Raw genomic sequence first — 18,823 nt, 5'->3', positions numbered from 1 at the left:
GCATGATTAAATTCATTCTTCGCCGGACACTCATTATGATCCCCCAGCTACTTTTACTAAGTTTAATTATCTTTGTATTGGCAAAACAAATGCCTGGGGATGCTGTCACAGGAGCATTTATGGGGAATCCCAATGCAACACCTGAACAAATGGAAAGCATTCGTGAGCATTATGGGCTCAATGATCCGTGGTATGTACAATATGGAAATTGGATTGGAAAAGCAGTGAAAGGTGATTTAGGACAGTCTTACACGCATAAGCAACCCGTAACACATTTGCTTGCCGGCCGAGTCGCTAACACCGTGACGTTATCACTTTTCGTTCTTATTGTTACCTATGCTATCGCCATTCCACTTGGCATTATAGCGGGTAGGTGGACAGATACCTGGGCCGATAAATTGATAGTCACCTATAACTACTTTTCGTTCGCGACACCTTTGTTTGTATTTGCTTTACTCATGCTCTTTCTATTCAGTTTTGTACTCGGTTGGTTCCCGTCGGGTGGCAGTGTCGATGTACGGATTGAAACAGGAACGTGGGCGTATTATGTCAGCAAACTAAAACATTTAGTATTACCAGGAATGTCCGGGGCATTGCTTGCAACCTTCGGAACAATCCAATACTTACGGAATGATATTATCGATACCAAACTGAAAGACTTCGTGAAAACGGCTCGTGCCAAAGGGGTACCAGAAGGCAAAGTATACACACGCCACATTTTGCGGAATTCCATGCTTCCGATCGCCGCATTTCTGGGCTATGAAGTAACAGGGTTGATTGCCGGATCAATATTTTTGGAAATGATCTTTAGTTATCCTGGCCTTGGGCAGCTCTTCATTCAATCCATCACAGGACGTGATTTTACTGTGACAACAGCAATCGTTATGATTTCAGGAACTGCTGTTATTGTAGGTACAATGCTCTCAGACATCATATTGAGTGCCATAGATCCACGTATCCGGATTGAATAGGAAAAGCGAATGAGGAGGAAAACTAAATGGTCACAATTGATGAAAAAAAGATGATTGCTAAAGAAAAAGTGAACAATCCATCTCTTGCGAAAACGATATGGCGAGAGATTAGACATGACAAGATGGCGTTGATTTCCTTAGTTCTGCTGATTGCAATTTTAATTACCGCTTATAGTTCACCGCTGTTTATTAATCAGGAACAACTTAAAAGAGTCAATTTTCTTGAAACGTGGGAGGCTCCTTCCGAGACCCACTGGCTCGGTACGGATGATGGTGGACGGGATGTATTCGGTCAGCTACTGTTAGGCGCGCGTAACTCATTTACAATCGGACTCAGTGTGACGTTGATTGCAGGCTTATTCGGATTAACAGTCGGTCTAATTGCCGGATTTTTCGGTGGTATGGTTGATAATGTCATTATGAGAATAATAGATTTCCTGATGGTTTTACCAAGTACTATGTTCATTATTGTGTTTATCGTCATTGTCCCGGATTATTCCATTTTTGCGTTCGTTCTCATGATGAGTGCGTTTGCCTGGTTCAATAAAGCTAGGTTGATTCGATCCAGAGGACTTGCAGAACGGGAATTGGATTATATTAACGCATCCAAAACACTTGGCACGCCAAGTTGGAAAATCATGTTTTTCGAAATGTTCCCGAATTTAAGTTCACTTGTCATTGTTAATATGACTCTAACTCTCGCAGGGAACATCGGTCTTGAGACCGGCTTGACATTTTTAGGATTTGGATTACCGGCAAGCACACCATCCCTCGGGAAACTGATTTCATTTGCTACCAATCCGGATATCGTCCAAAACAAATCATGGGTTTGGTTACCTGCAGCATTACTGATTTTAGTAATGATGCTGTGTATAAATTACATCGGGCAAGCAGTGAAACGTGCGTCCGATGCAAGACAAAGATTGGCTTAAAAAAAGGGGAGGTAAGGCAATTGAAGAAAAGAAGTTTTTTGTTGCTAGCTAGTTTGATGCTTGTGCTCAGTGTATTCCTGGCTGCTTGTAGTGGCAACGATAACGCGAGTGGAGACGGTAAAGACAAAGGCAAAGATAAGGACACAGACAACGGTACTACAGAAAAGGGAGACGATGATAATAAAGCGGAGCTTGATTTCCCTCTGGCCGTAAGTAACGATAAGGAAGCTATGGAAGATGGCGAAATGACAGTCGCATTGGTTGCAGATGAGCCATTCGAAGGCACATTGAGCACTGTCTTCTACTCAGTTCAGTATGATGCGGAGATCATGGAGTACTTTGATGAAGCATTACTGGATGTTGATGGAGATTACTTGATTACAAATGAAGGTGCAGCGACGTATGAACTCTCGGAAGACAATAAAACGTTGAAATTAAAGATTAAAGATAACGTAAACTGGTCTGATGGGGAGCCTGTAAAAACAAGTGACCTTCTTTACTCGTACCAGTTACTTGGGCATCCTGATTACGTAGGAGACCGTTATGGCTTTATGATTGAAAATATTGAAGGCATGCCTGCTTACCACGAAGGTAAAACAAAAGAAATCTCAGGTATTAAAATTATTGACGAAAAGAACATGGAATTCAAATTCACAGAGGCAACGCCATCCATCCTATCCGGGTTCTGGTCGAATGCAACACCACGTCATCATGTTGGTGATGTCATGACTGGAGAAGTCACTATGAAAGATCTGGAGTCATCAGACAAGATTCGTGTAAATCCAATTGGGTTCGGGCCTTATAAAGTTGACAAAATCGTACCAGGAGAGTCTATACTTTTCTCACGTAACGATGACTATTGGAGAGGCAAACCAGCTCTTAAATCAATTGTACAAAAAGTGGTTAGTTCTGCAACAATCGTTGAATCTATGAAAAATGGCGATGTGGATCTAGCTACTATTCCAGCTGATCAATATCTAACAGTGAAAGACGTTGACACTCTGGAACTTTTAGCTAAAGTAGATCTTTCATACACGTACATTGGTTTTAAACAAGGTAAGTGGGATGCAAAAAAGAAGGAAAACATAACAGATCCCAATGCTAAAATGGCAAGCAAAGAGCTTCGCCAAGCAATGTGGTATGCAATGGACAACGCCACTATTGGTGAAAAACTTTACCATGGTCTTCGCTTCCCAGGTACTACTTTGATCATTCCTGTGTTTGAAAGTTTCCATAACAAGGAAATTGAAGGACGTCCATATGATCCCGAGAAAGCAAAAGAACTTCTAGAAGAAGCTGGCTTCAAAGATACAGACGGAGACGGTATCCGTGAAGACCAAAATGGTGAAAAGCTGGTCATCAACTTTGCTTCAATGTCAGGGGGCGAAACAGCGGAGCCAATCGCAAAAGCGTATATGCAAAACTGGGCAGATGTTGGGTTGAAAGTTGAACTAGTTGACGGTCGTCTCCATGACATCAATGCGTTCTATGACATGGTCGAAAATGATGACCCGAAAATTGATATCTACCAAGGAGCTTGGGGAACTGGTTCAGACCCAGATCCATCAGGTACGTATGGCCGCACAGATTCATTCAACATGACTCGCTGGACGAGTGAAAAGAACGATGAGCTGCTGAAACAAGGTACCTCTGAAAAAGCATTTGACTTGGAATACCGAAAGAAGGTCTATGATGAGTGGCAAGAGTATATGTTCGAAGAAGTTCCAGCAATTCCGACCGTATACCGATATAAGCTTAAAGGGGTTAATAAGCGTGTAGTAAATTACGATATTGATCCGGCATCTGAAACGCGTCTATATGAAGTGGGCGTAAGCGAATAAGTATGTCAATAGGCTCCACCTTCTTTTCTAGGAGGTGGAGTTTGCTTGTCTTCCATTAATAACATTTGGGTACACTAAGTGAAAGGAGTGGAGCCTCACTAATGACTGCTAAAAATTCAGATCGTTTCATCATCGCCTATAATCGTATTGAAAAAGCACTTGGGAAGAAAGTGGATGAGACGGGTTTTTTGCCATTTTATCGATTGATTGAGAAGGCTAAAATTAAAAATTCTGTTGTTCGTAATCATGAAGAAGACTTACGCGAATTTGGTGACTTGAGAAACGCAATTATTCACCATCGGACAGGAGTCGATTATGTTATTGCCGAACCTCATGATGATATTGTGGAACGTATCGAAATGATTGAACGCAAAGTGAGCAATCCGCTCAATGTGGGTGCATTGTTCGGTTGTAAGGTACATACTTTACAAGCGTCAGATCCCCTTACATCTGCCCTTAGGCTAATGCGTGATAATAAGTTTGGACAGGTTCCGATTTACGAAGATGGAAAATTCAAAGGACTTATTACAGCGGCAGGGATTACTTATTGGTTAGCAGGCCAATCGCCAGAAGATTCTATTTCCCGGGAAATACCGACACTGTCTGACATCTACAATTATGAAAAACGTAAAGAATCGTTTGAATTTGTCAGAAGAGATCTATCTGTGTACGAAGCTGAGGACTATTTCAAACGGGCAATCTCCAGAGGAACGCGTCTCGAAGCCCTTTTAATTACAGATACCGCTGAGCACAATGATAAGTTAATTGGGATTATTACGCCTTACGATTTATTGAAAATTGACTAGCTATGAAAGGACTTTGTAAAAGGTATGTATAGTTGAATACTAACTGCCTATAAACTCAGCGAAACACTTAATAAAAGAGGGAAATGCTCATAATCTGGTAAGAGTGATCATAAACCCGAGAAGAGTGTTCATAAATCCGTGAAAGTGATCATAACCCCGCGAAAAGAGCTCATAAATATGGAGAAGTGCTCATAACACTATAAAGATGCTCCTCTACAATTCCTTGTAGAACCGATGTTGACTACAGAACAAAAAGATACCACCATACATCTGCATAAGCAGGCATATGGTGGTATCTTTTTATCATCCTGTATGAATGCGATCGTATGAATACTTAAAAGTTTCCTTTTTAGGGCGAATGAGCAGGAAAAATAGTGTCAACGGTCCGATTCTTCCTAAAAACATCACCACGCAGAGAATCCATTCGCCTGCAGGAGTCAAGTCCCCCGTGATCCCAACGGACAGTCCTACAGTTCCGAACGCCGACACCGTTTCAATTAACAATGGGAGGAATGGTAACGATTCTGTAACAGTTAACAAGAAAAATGATATAAATACGAGCATGGAACTCACCGCAGCAATTGCGAGAGAGCGAAAAATGATTGCTGATTTGATTGTTCTTTTGAATAGGTGAGGTTCTGTCATCCCTTTAAAATACGCCAGGGTTGCGACTACAATGACGATGAACGTCGTCAGTTTAATACCGGATGCCGTAGAAGCGCTCCCTCCGCCGATGAACATTAACAACAATGTTAGCAAGAGAGAACTGTCCTCCATATCGCCGATAGGTACCATGTTGAAACCAGCAGTCCTTGGCGTGACTGCTTGAAAATAAGAGGTCAACGCTTTATCCCCGAAAGACATGTTTCCGATTGTTTCCGTGTTGTGATATTCCAGTGCGAAAAATAAGAATGTAGCGATGAGATTGACGATAAGCGTTCCGGCGAGCATCATTTTCGTATGAAGTGACCAATGCTTAAATGACCGTTTTGAAACTACATCCATGACAACAGTAAAACCAAGGCCACCGATGATGAAGAGTGAAGATAGTATAAGTGTGACGGAAAGATTACCGGCAAACCCTACTAAGTTGTCAGGAAACAAGGAGAATCCTGCGTTATTAAAAGCAGAGACGACATGGAATAGACTGTAATAAAGACCGGATTTCCAGCCGAAATCGGGAACCCAAATGAGAGATAACAAAATAAAAGCAATCCCTTCAGTTATGAATACAAACCTCAAAATGCTTCTCAGAAATTTGACGGTTCCTCCTATCGATTGTTGACTAAATGTTTCTTGGAGAAATATGCGGTTTTTCATGCCCACTTTTCGTCCGAGAATCATTAAAAGCGCAACCGCGAAAGCCATTAACCCAACTCCACCAATTTGAATAAGAACAAGGAGCACGATTTCACCGAAAAGGGTAAGCGTAGTAGCGACGTCGAAGACGCTTAGTCCCGTTACGGTTGTTGCTGATGTCGCAGTAAATAGTGCGTCGGTCCAAGTTATCGGCGCAGTTGTCGCAAAGGGAAGTTTGAGCAAAGCAGTCCCTATGAGTATCGTAACTAAAAAACTACTTGCTATGAGAACTGGAGGAGTGACTCGTCTTTTCCTAAGAACTAAAGATTTTTGCATTGTAAGACCTCCTTGTTAAAAGGGATATGGTATGGTTTGATTATTGATCGAAATGGTAGAATTACAATAGGTCATTGGATGGAATAAACCGGAAAATTAAAGTTGGAAGAAAAATAAGTTCAATACGATAGGAGTCTGAATGAATTGAACCTAGAAACTAGTAATACCTCAACTCCATCATGCGCGCTTGTGCTAGATTGTGTGAGTTATGGTGTGAATCACACCGATATTATTAAAAAAGTGAGTGGTCAATTTCCAACAGGGAAGATTACTGCATTGATCGGACCTTCTGGAGCGGGGAAAACGACATTGTTGAAATTATGCAATGGCCTCATCAGTCCAATAGAAGGTGAAATTTACATAGATGGGAAGCGGATTGAAGAGCAATCCCCAATGTCAGTTAGGAGACATGTAGGAATTGTGCTTCAAAATTCTCCAATGGTACAAGGCACGGTGCAGGATAATTTAGCACTTCCATTACAGCTGCGTGGTAAAACTTTATCCGATGAACAAGCAATTGCCACCATGGATCGTGTTGGACTTCCATCATCTCTTCTCACAAGAGATGCTCGTGAACTCTCCGGGGGGCAAAAGCAAAAAGTATCCATTGCCCGTACGTTATTAAATCAATCAAAAATCTTGTTGCTAGATGAAATCACAGCATCACTTGATCCCTCTTCCCGTCAAGAAATTGAAGACTTAATCGTCAAATTGAATGAGACTGAAAAGATTACTATCGTTTGGATTACTCATAATTTGGAACAGGCAAATCGAATAGGGGAGTACTTCTGGGTCATGGTTGATGGAGAGTTGCGTGAAGAAGGGAACAAAGAAGATGTTAATGCATCAGAAGATGAAGATGTAAAACGGTTTGTGAAAGGGGTGTTGTCATGAGTTGGATGACCTTAAGTTTAACGTTGATATTTGTTTTCATCCCTTTATTGCTATCAAAAACGCTGAATCTGGGACTGGAACGAGATACGATTGTCGCAGCACTTCGTTCAACTGTGCAACTTATTGCGGTAGGATTTGTGTTGAAATTTGTGTTCGATTCCGAACATGCGGTTTTCATTATGTTAATGGTACTGTTGATGATTGTTGCTGCTGTACAAAATGCCCGGCACAAAGGAAAAGCCATTAAAGGGATCACGTGGAAGTTGTTTGTAACATTTGTGGTGATTGAAGTATTGACGCAAACTGTCTTGCTCGGATTACATATTGTTCCTGCGACCGCTCAATACATTATTTCGCTAAGTGGTATGGTGATCGGGAATTCAATGGTTCTCGCGATCTTGTTTATAAACCGTTTCACTGCTGAAGTGGAAACGCATCGTGATGAAAGCGAACTGATTTTATCTCTTGGTGGAACCCCAAAGCAGTCCATCAATCGGCAGTTAATGAAATCGATTCAGGCAAGCATGATACCAACGATTGAAAGCCAGAAGACGATTGGACTTGTACAACTTCCAGGAATGATGAGTGGACAAATCATCGCAGGAGCGGACCCGGTCCAGGCAGTTCAATTTCAATTACTCGTTGTGTTTTTGTTACTCTCAACCGCCGCGATGACGAGTGTGTTGCTTGGCTTTTTATCCTATCGAAGTTTGTTTACAGAAAGGATGCAATTGATGAAGATAGACGTGGAGTAAAAGTAAGCTAGTGATGTTCCCACCGTTTCAATCGCGGTTAAATTTTGGGAGGAAATTAGATTTTGGATTTTTGGCCATTATATAGGAGCTTTTGAGAAGGGGTGCTTTTAAAGCCTGAAAAGCGCTCATAATCCTGAGGAAGTGATCATAAAGCATACAAAGCGCTCATAATCCTGAGGAAGTGATCATAAAGCCTGAAGAGCGCTCATAATCCTGAGGAAGTGATCATAAAGCATACAAAGCGCTCATAATCCTGAGGAAGTGATCATAAAACATGAAAAGTGCTCATAATCCTGAGGAAGTGATCATAAAGCCTGAAAAGTGCTCATAATCCTGAGGAAGTGATCATAAAGCCTGAAAAGTGCTCATAATCCTGAGGAAGTGATCATAAAACATGAAAAGTGCTCATAATCCTGAGGAAGTGATCATAAAGCCTGAAAAGTGCTCATAATCCTGAGGAAGTGATCATAAGTCCAGAAAAGTGCTCATAAACCTGAGGAAGTGATCATAAAGCCTGAAAAGCAATCATAAAGAAAAAATAATGCCTATAAACATCCTCTAAGCGCACATCCCCATTTCCACAGACTCAAAAAGCTACCTAACCAACAACCAAAACGGTGTTTACTAGGTAGCTACTCCTGTTACTTTTGAAATTGTTGAAACATCCCATTCAAGCAAGTAACCGTCCGACTCATCACGGCACCACTTCCTAATGCAGCTGCGACACTGCACGCTTCTAGCACTTCTTGTTCCGTGCAACCGGCGTCTACACAACCCTTTGCATGAAAGGTCATGCAGATTTTGTCGTCCGCATAGACACTGAGAGCGAGTGCAATCAGTTGCTTCTGCTTTTCATCGAGAGCTCCATCTGCAAAACAACTCTCCGTAAAGGAGTGGAACCCACTGCCGATGTCTGGTAATTGTTCAGTAAACTGCCCCATTCCTTCTTTATATCCTTGTAATACGCTGTCTGCTGAATAATCATCCATGTTTATGACGCCCTCCTGTTCAATTCAAAAGTAGCATATGTATATTCACGCCAATCATGCAGTCCAAGATATTAAGATTTGTCTTGAAAGAGAATAAGCTCGGGACGAATTTCATTCCCGATTTCTAAAGTGATAAACGAGTAAAATGGTAATTTACGCTTGTCCGTAGGTGAACCTGGGTTCATGAGAAGTACCCCTTTGAAATACTTAATTACTGGAATGTGTGAGTGACCAAACACAATGACATCTACTTGTTCTTCAGCAAATGCTTCAATAGCACGCTGCTCAGTAGTTTTCTTGTCCCCGTGACCGTGGACTAATCCAATGCGTAGTCCTCCGATATCAATCAGCTGCCGGGCAGGAACAAGAGCACGCATGTCTTCGCCATCGACATTTCCATAGACACCTTTCACTTCTGCTAAAGAAGAAAGCGTTTCAAATACTTCAGGAGAGCACCAATCACCTGTATGGATAATGAAGTCTGCGTCGCTGCATGCATTTAGTAACCGTTTAGGTAATTTACTACCTCTGCCTGGAATATGAGTGTCTCCCGTAATAATTATTTTCAATTGAATCCATCCTTTCTTGTTTAACTAAACACAACGTTTTGGATAATCGTCATTGTAGATTTTATTCGCAACTTTTGTAAAAGGACTTTTGCAAGAAGATGGATTTTGCAGCGAACTCGTCATGCGGGAAGAGTTGGAAAGCAAGTTGCGAAGGGATTCGATTTCTAGAAGCAGTATGCGCACATTTCGTTCCAGTTTTTTCGCTCTTCATCATGGCATCTGGTTATTGGAACAGTATGGAGGTAAAGCAACGAAGGTATCCTTGTTTGTTGTGCGTTCACAAGTGTTTCGAGATCAGTTGCTCTGTAATTCTTTCATTACTCGTAACGTACCTTGAATGGAAGGAAAAGAAAAGCGCGCTAGCTATCAATGAAACTTTTCCATCATACTATCGTAAGAGAAGGTATACAATAAAATCTCATATGAAAAATCGCTCTCCTGATCGGAAGAGCGATTCGGTAATCAATCGAGTACTTTGTCAAGAAACTGAGATAGCTTTTCTTCGTACTCACCTGTAATATTGTCAAATGCTTTTGTATGTCCTGCATCTGGAACAATCCATAACTCGTTTTCACCACTGGCCGCATCGTATAATTCAGTCGCCATTTCGGTAGGAACTAAGTCATCTGCATCGCCGTGAATGAGAAGTAAAGGTACTTTATTCTTCCTTACTTGGTCCACTGCGGATGCTTCTTGAAGCGTATATCCTGCCCGGATATTAGCGATGACACTCGTAACTTCAAGTAATGGGAATGCTGGTAAACCATAAATGGACTTCAGCTGATGCGCCAGTTCCTTTTTAACTGTACTATATGAACTGTCTGCTACAATGCCCTTCACTTGCTTCGGCAATTGTTCACCGCTTGTCATTAAAACAGTTGCAGCGCCCATGGAATTCCCTTGCAAAATGATTTGTTCAGCGTCATGCTGTTGTATGAGGTACTTAATCCAATCTTTGTAATCGAGGCGTTCGTGCCATCCATAGCCAATGTAATCTCCTTCGCTATCTCCATGACCCCGGGCATCAGGGAGCAGAACGTCAAATCCTTGGTCGTAGTAGAACTTTGCGTATTTCCCCATGTCTTCTCCAGTATTGCGGAAGCCATGGGCAAGAATGATGGCTTTGTGTGAATCATTTTTATTGTTTTTGATAAATTGAGCTTTCAGCTTTAAGTTATCGTAGGATTGCATAGTAATCGTGTTTTTTGGCTGCTCGGCATACCAGACTTTAGCTTCTTTTAGCAACGCTTGGTCCGCCTCACTCGCGGCATCATTAACGGCTTCAGATTCACTATGAAGTTTTACTTCAGTACCGCGCTTAATTCCTTGTTCATAAAAGTAATTGCCAGCAAATACGAGCGCAACAAGCAGTAAGACAACTAGTGTACTGAGTGTAATTACAATTTTTCTTTTCAAAAAATTCCACCCCCTAAAAATCAGTGTACCATCTTTTCGATCCGAGGGGAGTGACAAGTTTAAAGGAGGACGATTCATGAATTTAAAACCATTGCTTACGATTTGGAGCAGACCGACTGAAACCTTGCAGTATTTGAAGAATGAGACTTCTGTTCGCTATGCCATTCTTATATTCGCCATTGCGGCACTTGCTTCAGGGGGATATCAGGCGGGGAGTTCGGGGCTATTCAGCAATTTACCACTTGGCGCACTCATTCCGCTGTTCATCGTTTTTACATTTGTGGGAGCACTCATATCTTGGGTGATTGGTGCAGCACTCTATCAGTGGATTGGAAAAGGAGTGTTCGGGGGAACTGGTACGTTCTCTGAAATGCTTCGTGTGACACCGGCTGCGACCTTACCGTCTATCTGGTTAGCCCCTGTCAACTACTTAGTTATCTTAGGATATGGGAAATTAGCATTCGAAGCGCCCCCTGCGGAAACGTTTGCGATTACGAACTTACCAATCGGTGTGTATCTGGTCTCTATGTTCCTGACATTTGCATTAGGAATTTATAGCATTGTCATCTCATGCAAAGCAGTCGGCATCGTCCATGGATTCTCGGCATGGCGTGGTCTTGGAGTACTTCTCGTCGTGTTTGTAATTGGGTTCATCGCAGCTATAGTGATCTCACTAACAATTGGAATCATGTTGATTTCCATATTTTCTCTATAACCGTAACAAAACCGGAATCCCATCAAAGGGACTCCGGTTTTGTCAGTTGTTTTAATTAGGAATTAATAAACTTTATCTCCATTGAAAATGGAGTTCTTGACGATTGCATAATCCACTGTACGGATCGCATCCAACTTCTTACCACCAGCATAAGAAATAGATGACTGCAAGTCTTGTTCCATCTCAGTCAACGTATCTTGGAGAGGCCCTTTGTACTCGACATACATTTTCTTACCCTCAACGTTTTTCTTCTCACCCTTTTGGAACTCTGAAGCAGAACCAAAGTATTCCTTGAACTGTTCGCCGTCGCGTTCAACTGTTTGACCAGGTGACTCTTCGTGGCCGGCAAATAGTGATCCAATCATGACCATGCTTGCGCCGAAACGTACAGATTTAGCGATGTCGCCGTGAGTACGGATACCGCCATCTGCGATAATTGGCTTCGATGCAGCTTTTGCACACCAGCGAAGTGCTGCGAGCTGCCAGCCACCAGTACCGAAACCAGTTTTAATTTTCGTGATACATACTTTACCAGGACCAATTCCAACCTTCGTTGCATCAGCACCAGCGTTTTCGAGTTCTCGAACGGCTTCTGGTGTTCCGACGTTACCTGCAATAACGAAACTCTCAGGCAAGTGTTTCTTAATATGTTGAATCATACGAATCACTGCATTTGAATGACCATGCGCGATATCAATTGTAATGTAATCTGGAACAAGTCCATCAGTAGCGAGCTGTTCTACAAACCCATACTCATCTTCTTTAACGCCGACACTAATCGAAGCAATCAGTCCACGGCTATGCATATCACGGATGAATGCAGGGCGTGATGCAGGGTCAAAGCGGTGCATAATATAGAAGTAACCGCCTTCAGCGAGTTGAATAGCAATCTTTTCGTCAATGATTGTTTGCATATTAGCAGGGACAACTGGTAAGCGGAACGTATGCTTTCCTAGTTTGACAGAAGTATCACACTCAGATCGGCTGTCAACGATACATTTTGCGGGAATTAGTTGAATATCTTCATAATCGAATACTACATCCATTATTGAACACTCCTAAAAGCGAATAATTTGTTTGGCACGAGATATAATTGTTCGTCCTTATGTAATGTACAAGATTTGAAAGGAATTGTCAAACAATTATTATGCTTTTTTTAAGTTTCCAAAATTGAGATTGGTAGGTCGATGTGGCATGATTTAGTATAGAAGTAATATTGCGTTGGAAGTGCTATTAGAAAGAGAGAGGAAGGACACTTATGGTCTATCTATTAAAGCGCAGTAAATTATTTATTTTCCTTATATTCATTCTTATGCTAGTTGGTGTTTATACGTTTTTAACGCTCCCAAAACGTGAAATTCCTGAAACCCCTGTCAATCTAGTGATGGTTTCTGCCATTCTACCAGGTGCTGAACCGTCGGAGGTAGAAAGGACAATAACGAATCCACTAGAGCGGGCGGTTAAAAGAGTAGAAGGCATCGATACGATGAATTCCGTTTCTGCAAATTCTGCATCCATCATTACATTATCGTTGAAAGATGGAGTTGACTCGGATCAGACAATCAGTAAGTTACAGCAAGAAGTGCAGAGCTCTGCTAGTGAGTTGCCAGAGAATGCTCAAACACCTGAAGTGAAAAAACTCGATCTAGCATTTCCACTCGTTTCGTACATGTTTACTGGAGACGAAGCAGCCCTTGCAGACTTGGAGACTTCGTTTGAAACCCTTTCAGATGATCTTCAGTCTATAGAAGGAGTTGCAGGAACAACCGTCAAAGGGTTCAACGAAAAGCAACTAATGATTACACTCAATCCTGACAAGTTGGCAGAAAATCGCCTGCAACCGTTTGATGTACTCAATGTGTTGCAAAAAGCAAATCAGCCACTCTCACTCGGAACGCACGATGACGGAAAAGAACGTGTTGTTTTAACAGTAAAACAAGATGAGGGAATTGAAAAACTAAAGCAATTACAAATCGGTGATGCTGCTGTGCCATTGGATAAAGTAGCGGATATCGGAGAAGTAGCAAAAGAAGCAAAAGACATTGTCACATTTGACGGACAATCTGCAATTTCTTATACAATTTTCCTTCAGCCAGGGCAAGATATCCCTTCCATGGATAAAACCATCGCAAAGAAAATGGATCGATATATTGAAGACCTTCCTAAAGAAGTAACGGCTCACACCTATGAATCTCAAGCAGATAATGTGAACTCAATCTTCAATAGTTTATATGTTTCACTACTCATCGCAGTCATTGCAGTACTAGTTGTGACAACAGCTGGACTGACATTATACGGCTCGTTTGCGGTTGCATTGACCGTTCTTGCTTCCGTGCTCGTGGGTCTCATCCCAATTCCATACATGGGAGTAGACTTGAACCAGATATCCGTCATTGGCCTCATTATCGCAATTGGGATTCTTGTCGATGATAGTATCGTCGTGAATGACAACATTCAGCGTAGATATAAACTAGGGGACTCACCTCTGGATGGAGCTGTAAATGGTGTTAAAGAAGTCTATACATCTATTATCTCATCCAGTTTAGCCATTGTTGTGACGTTTTCGCCGTTACTATTACTTTCTGGAGGAAATGGCGCATTTATCAAAGCACTCCCTAGTATCTTAATCACAACAATTATTGCATCGACAGTATTATCGGTTACGCTCGTTCCGATGCTTCAATTCATCAAAACGAAAAGACGCAATAAAAAAATCTCAGATACTCCGGGATTCTTAGGTAAACCTTTGGAGAAAATTGCCGTATTTTATTCTGAAAAAGTATTGCGTACCGTATTGAAGAAACCGTTACTTGTAGGAATCGGCGGGTTGGTCATCGCAACAGGACTGCTATTCCTAGCACTGCTAACACCATTCGAATTCTTCCCGGCAGCAGACAAAGAAGAAGTGACCATGGACGTCCGCCTCTCAGCGGGGACAACGATTGACGAAACCAATAACGAAATCCAAAAGATCATTGACGAAGTTTCAGATGAAGATGAAAACGTAAAAGAAACTGCTATTTTCTCAGGTAGCGGGTTACCAAATCTGTTTGCTTCCTCAATGGATAACACGGGTGAAAACACAGGGCAAGCGGTGTTCCGTATTAAAAAAGACAACACGAGTGCATCTGAATTCATCGACAAATGGGAACCGGAATTGCGGAAGCGTTACAGCGACGCGGAAATCTTCCTCGATACAATTGTCCAAGGACCGCCTGTTGGAGCACCAGTAACTGTTACGATTAAAGGCGATGATATCGACCAACTTGCTCAACTGCGCGATGACTTGAAAGAACGTTTGCTTAAAAAGGGCGCAGACATTGTAACGGATAACTTAGGAGAACCTGTTCCAGCTGTCCAATATGTTCCGAATCGACAAGCACTTGAGGAGAATGGAATTTCGTTAAGTTTAGTAACGAACCAATTACAGTTGTTAACGCAAGGGGTCCCTTTGTTCAAGTTGTATGAAGGAGATATTTCAAAGCAAGTCGTATTAAAGGAAGACGGTGTGAATGAGGGGGAACCTGTAGACTTCTCAGATAGCGTAGTGCCTTCCATGACGACTCAAGGTCCACCGAAACTCATCCCATTGGATGAATTGCTCACATCAGAAAAAACATCGTTACTCGCTCAAGTCCCTCATGAAAAAGGAGAGCGCGCGATTACGTTAAAAGCGTATGGGGATGCTTATGGATTTAAAGATGACATGTTAGATGCTGCTGAAGCAGAAAAGAAAGGTCTACCTGAAGGCTATACAATTTCAACGGGTGGGGAGAATTCGGATCAGCAAGCATTCTTTGCTGAAATTGGAATTCTATTCTTAGTCGTCTTGCTACTTGTATACTTGGTCATTGCGTTCCAATTTAAGTCGTTCAGTTTACCGTTCCTCGTACTATTCGCGGTGTATCTCGGTATTTCGGGTGCCATACTTGGATTGTTCATCACACAGACGCCTCTCAGCTTCCTTGGTGTCATGGGGATTGTTTCATTGACCGGTATTGTAGTAAGGAACGCAGTTGTGTTAATCGACTTCGTGGAAGCACGCCGACTTCTAGGCAATATGGATGTTATTGAGGCAATTGTCGAATCCGGCTACGCGCGTATCAAACCAATTATTTTGACATCACTTACGTCGATTGTTGCATTGATTCCAGTTGCAGTATCGGGTGATCCATTGTTTGAAGCACTTGCCATTACAATTATCGCAGGTCTTGCCTTCTCGAGTTTGTTTACATTGGTCATGATTCCATCATTGTATCTTGTGTACTACAAACTTATTGGTCGTAAGGCAGAACTTGTCTAATAAAACGAAAAACCACAGCGATTCGGCTGTGGTTTTTTCATGTGCATTATGAATAGTTAACATTGGGGCGTTTGTCGCTGTGCAATGCGTTTTTCATGAATTCATCACTAAGCGGCAAGTGTTCTTTAAGAAGTTCTGGAGGTGTTTGTGACATCCACTGGTTGAGAGAAACATCTGCAAAGTGGTCGCTACGGAACATTTCCAAGAAACGTAGAGGTGTGTCACCCGTATTCTGGATATAGTGCCCCATTGCAAACGGAACGTATCCTACATCGCCTGCTTGATAATCATACGTACGAGCCTTGCCACCAGAGGCGAAAACTGTCATGCGACCCTGTCCTTCAAGATAGTATTGCCATTCTGCTTCGTTTGGATGCCAGTGTAGTTCCCGGACACCCCCGGGTTCTACTTCTACTAAAGCAGCAGCAATTGTTTTAGATGCTTTGAAGTTACTAGAATCTGCAATCCAAGCTTTACCCCCGCTCGTTTCAACTGGTTCGACATCCATCAATTTAAAGCTAAACGGACATTCCACAAATTCATTTGTTTCCGGGGGCAAGTCTTCAGCAATCGGACCAGGCACAGCACCTTGATACATATAGACTTCACCACTTGGAATGTTATCAAATTCCTCTTCGGATACTCCGAAGTTTGCTGCAAGCACTTCTTTTGGAGTGTGTGCAAACCAGTCCGTAATTGAAAATGTACTGTTCTCTGAGAAACTACCATCGTCAAATGCGAGGATGAATTCAGCACCCTCACTCAGTCCTTTAATGGAATGAGGAACGCCAGAAGGAAAATACCATAAGTCTCCAGCTTCTACATCATCGACAAATTCACGTCCGTCTGGGGATATGGCTGTAATACGTGCCTTTCCTTTAATCATATAAGACCATTCAGCTTCTTTGTGCCAATGTAGCTCACGGACACCACCAGGTTCAAGGTGCATATTAACACCCGCAATTGTTTCAGCAGCTGGCATTTCACGTATCGTAACCTCACGGGACCAACCCCCATGTTCGACACGCATATGGGAGTGAGCAAAAGGGAATTTCAAGTTAGGCATCGTACCGCTGTCTGTGTCAGGGGGCACTATAATATCCGGGTTCTGACGGTCAATTTCAGGGTTATTCGCGCCCCAAATGTGTCCACCTCGATCTTTTTTGATAGGCTGAGGGTTTGTTTGTGTCTCATTATCAGTGTTAATGTTCATCGTAAAATCTCCCTTCAAATATTCGTTATAGTTGAAATTCATTCGTGTTGATCAATTCCCGATGGCCAGTCCGCCTGCACGGGGGTCAGCACCTGCTTCAATACGGTCCGGCCAAATACGGATTGCCTGGGCATGGCCCATCAGGTCGCTGAAGTTTTCGATCATGGTGACATTTACGTGACCTAGGTCTTTCAGTTTTTCAGCGATTTGCTTATCATAACGTCCTTCCAGACGTAAGCCCCGTATGTTTTCACCCCATGTCCGACCGAGCAACCACCTTGGAGCATCGATTGCTTCTTGCACGGAGTATCCTTGGTTCAATAAACGCATAATGATTAAAGCCTGTGTCTGTGGCTCACCATCACCACCCATGGCTCCCACGATGAGTTCAGGTTTGTCCTCATGGAAGACCATGGAGCAGGTGAGTGTGTGTGCGGGTCGTTTGTTAGGCTCTAATTTGTTGCGTGCTTTTGAGTCAAGTGAGAAATAGCTTCCTCGGTTTTGAAGCATCATTCCAGTTCCTTCGGCAACAACACCAGAACCCCATTCCCAATACAGACTTTGAATAACGCCGACAGCATTACCTTCCTCATCCACTGCACAACTAAAGGTTGTATCTCCTTTATTGGCATAGCCGTTTTCGGGTGGTCCTAGTGCCGGATCGTGCATCTTTTTCACGCGTTCCTTGAAGTACTCTTTGCTTAGGAGTACATCTGTCGGAACTTTATTGAAATTAGGATCATCGAGGAACTCATCACGATCCATGAACGAGAATGCTGTTGCACGGGTAAATGCATCGATGAACTGTTCCTCATGACCTTTCATGCTAGTAATATCCAGGTGATCCATCATTCCGAGAATTTGAAGGGTCACCATACCTGCAGAGTTAGGCGGGGGGGCAATTACTGTCCGATCCCCATATTGGACTTCAATTGGCTCTTCCCAAGTGGCCTGATGGCGGGCAAAATCATCTTTTTTCAGTAGGCCGCCATGCTGTTGTAGGAAGTCGGTTACCTTATCTGCAATCTCACCTTTGTAAAAAGCATCCATGCCATGTTCAGCTATTCGCTCAAGTGTTCTCCCTAAGTCTGGATTTTTCATTGTATCGCCTTTCATGTAGGGAGCAACGCCGTGTTTGAGAAAAACTTTTGCGGTGGATGGGTAGGTGCGTAGTAAAGTGAGTGCAACTTCTGAGAATTTTGCTAGAGATCGTCCTACGGGGAAGCCTTCCTTTGCATATTCAATTGCAGGCTCCAGACATTCTTTCATTGTCAGCTTTCCAAATCGTTCGTGAGCTTCGATCCATCCGCTCACGGCTCCAGGTACTGTAGTGACGGCTTTAGGCCCACGGATATCCATACCTTCTTCTTTATCGAACTTGTCGATTGTCACCTCTTCACCGGAATGTCCTGTAGCATTCAGTGAATATCTTTTACCTGTTTTTGCGTCATAGATAAGCCAGAAAGAATCTCCTCCTGCACCTGTCATGTGGGGGAAGACAACTCCGAGTACAGAATTGGCAGTTACCATGGCATCGATCGCATTCCCGCCTTTGTTGAGGATTCGATTAGCTGCCATAGAGGCGAGTTTGTTAGGGGTGGCGACAGCATTTTTCTTTGCCATGAAAGAGCTGCCATACCGAGGGTCAATGTCTTCTCCGATTCTGCTAGATTCGTAATTCATTGGTTCACCTTCCTCTTTTTTGTTTTTCTAGTAAATTGGTTCTACTCTTGTGCATACCCAGTAAAATTCCAGTAAAACTTGTATTCTGAGTTTTCGAATTG

General features: G+C 42.6%; 15 protein-coding genes. 8 read left to right on the top strand and 7 right to left on the bottom strand.

From position 1 onward, the window contains the following. Window positions 1–2 precede the first annotated feature (2 nt). The 4 genes from opp4B (at window position 3) to M3197_RS10520 (ending at window position 4,550) form a co-directional block, all read left to right on the top strand. A complete protein-coding gene (opp4B, locus tag M3197_RS10535) occupies window positions 3–971 on the top strand; it encodes an oligopeptide ABC transporter permease (protein ID WP_251661364.1) in 969 nt (322 codons plus the stop codon). A gap of 26 nt (window positions 972–997) precedes the next feature. Next, window positions 998–1,903 carry an ABC transporter permease gene (locus tag M3197_RS10530; RefSeq protein WP_432813995.1) on the top strand — a complete coding sequence of 302 codons (906 nt, stop codon included), beginning with the start codon at window positions 998–1,000 and terminating at the stop codon, window positions 1,901–1,903. A 20-nt stretch (window positions 1,904–1,923) separates the two neighbouring features. Next, entirely contained in the window at window positions 1,924–3,744 is a 1,821-nt protein-coding gene (opp4A, locus tag M3197_RS10525; protein ID WP_251661362.1) for an oligopeptide ABC transporter substrate-binding protein, read from the top strand. Between the two features lie 101 nt (window positions 3,745–3,845). Next, on the top strand, window positions 3,846–4,550 hold the full coding sequence (locus M3197_RS10520; RefSeq protein ID WP_251661360.1) for a CBS domain-containing protein: 705 nt from the start codon (window positions 3,846–3,848) through the stop codon (window positions 4,548–4,550). A gap of 303 nt (window positions 4,551–4,853) precedes the next feature. Here the strand turns inward: M3197_RS10520 and M3197_RS10515 are convergent, their stop codons facing one another. Then, window positions 4,854–6,185, bottom strand: a complete 1,332-nt coding sequence (locus M3197_RS10515; RefSeq protein ID WP_251661358.1) for a TrkH family potassium uptake protein — start codon at window positions 6,183–6,185, stop codon at window positions 4,854–4,856. Between the two features lie 144 nt (window positions 6,186–6,329). Here M3197_RS10515 and M3197_RS10510 point away from each other — a divergent pair, with 144 nt between their 5' ends. Both M3197_RS10510 and M3197_RS10505 read left to right on the top strand, forming a co-directional pair. After that, window positions 6,330–7,079 carry an ABC transporter ATP-binding protein gene (locus M3197_RS10510; RefSeq protein WP_251661356.1) on the top strand — a complete coding sequence of 250 codons (750 nt, stop codon included), beginning with the start codon at window positions 6,330–6,332 and terminating at the stop codon, window positions 7,077–7,079. Beyond that, window positions 7,076–7,834 (top strand): ABC transporter permease, encoded by a 759-nt coding sequence (locus M3197_RS10505; RefSeq protein WP_251661354.1) that lies wholly within the window; start codon window positions 7,076–7,078, stop codon window positions 7,832–7,834. Before M3197_RS10510 ends, M3197_RS10505 begins: the two co-directional genes overlap by 4 nt. Window positions 7,835–8,475: 641 nt before the next feature. Here the strand turns inward: M3197_RS10505 and M3197_RS10500 are convergent. The 3 genes from M3197_RS10500 to M3197_RS10490 all read right to left on the bottom strand — a co-directional run bounded on the left by M3197_RS10500 (window position 8,476) and on the right by M3197_RS10490 (window position 10,808). Further along, the gene (locus M3197_RS10500) at window positions 8,476–8,823 is read right to left on the bottom strand and encodes a carboxymuconolactone decarboxylase family protein (protein ID WP_251661352.1); all 348 of its coding nucleotides are present in this window, start codon (window positions 8,821–8,823) and stop codon (window positions 8,476–8,478) included. Between the two features lie 71 nt (window positions 8,824–8,894). Next, the gene (locus M3197_RS10495) at window positions 8,895–9,392 is read right to left on the bottom strand and encodes a metallophosphoesterase family protein (protein WP_251661350.1); all 498 of its coding nucleotides are present in this window, start codon (window positions 9,390–9,392) and stop codon (window positions 8,895–8,897) included. Between the two features lie 462 nt (window positions 9,393–9,854). Next, window positions 9,855–10,808 (bottom strand): alpha/beta hydrolase, encoded by a 954-nt coding sequence (locus M3197_RS10490; RefSeq protein ID WP_251661348.1) that lies wholly within the window; start codon window positions 10,806–10,808, stop codon window positions 9,855–9,857. Between the two features lie 76 nt (window positions 10,809–10,884). Between M3197_RS10490 and M3197_RS10485 the strand changes: the two genes are divergently transcribed. Beyond that, the gene (locus M3197_RS10485; RefSeq protein ID WP_251661346.1) at window positions 10,885–11,523 is read left to right on the top strand and encodes a YIP1 family protein; all 639 of its coding nucleotides are present in this window, start codon (window positions 10,885–10,887) and stop codon (window positions 11,521–11,523) included. Between the two features lie 62 nt (window positions 11,524–11,585). Here M3197_RS10485 and guaC read toward each other — a convergent pair whose 3' ends face one another. After that, window positions 11,586–12,569 (bottom strand): GMP reductase, encoded by a 984-nt coding sequence (gene guaC / locus M3197_RS10480; protein WP_251661344.1) that lies wholly within the window; start codon window positions 12,567–12,569, stop codon window positions 11,586–11,588. A gap of 212 nt (window positions 12,570–12,781) precedes the next feature. Here guaC and M3197_RS10475 point away from each other — a divergent pair, with 212 nt between their 5' ends. Further along, window positions 12,782–15,826, top strand: coding sequence for an efflux RND transporter permease subunit (locus M3197_RS10475; RefSeq protein ID WP_251661342.1), 3,045 nt, complete (start codon window positions 12,782–12,784; stop codon window positions 15,824–15,826). Between the two features lie 46 nt (window positions 15,827–15,872). Here M3197_RS10475 and M3197_RS10470 read toward each other — a convergent pair whose 3' ends face one another. After that, window positions 15,873–17,039, bottom strand: coding sequence for an oxalate decarboxylase family bicupin (locus tag M3197_RS10470; RefSeq protein WP_251661340.1), 1,167 nt, complete (start codon window positions 17,037–17,039; stop codon window positions 15,873–15,875). Between the two features lie 51 nt (window positions 17,040–17,090). Continuing rightward, window positions 17,091–18,722 carry a gamma-glutamyltransferase gene (gene ggt / locus M3197_RS10465; RefSeq protein WP_251661338.1) on the bottom strand — a complete coding sequence of 544 codons (1,632 nt, stop codon included), beginning with the start codon at window positions 18,720–18,722 and terminating at the stop codon, window positions 17,091–17,093. Window positions 18,723–18,823 lie beyond the last annotated feature (101 nt).

It is taken from the genome of Sporosarcina aquimarina (assembly GCF_023715615.1).
GTDB classification, from domain to species: Bacteria; Bacillota; Bacilli; order Bacillales_A; family Planococcaceae; genus Sporosarcina; species Sporosarcina aquimarina_A.
This window is presented reverse-complemented; position numbering and strand designations above follow the sequence as displayed.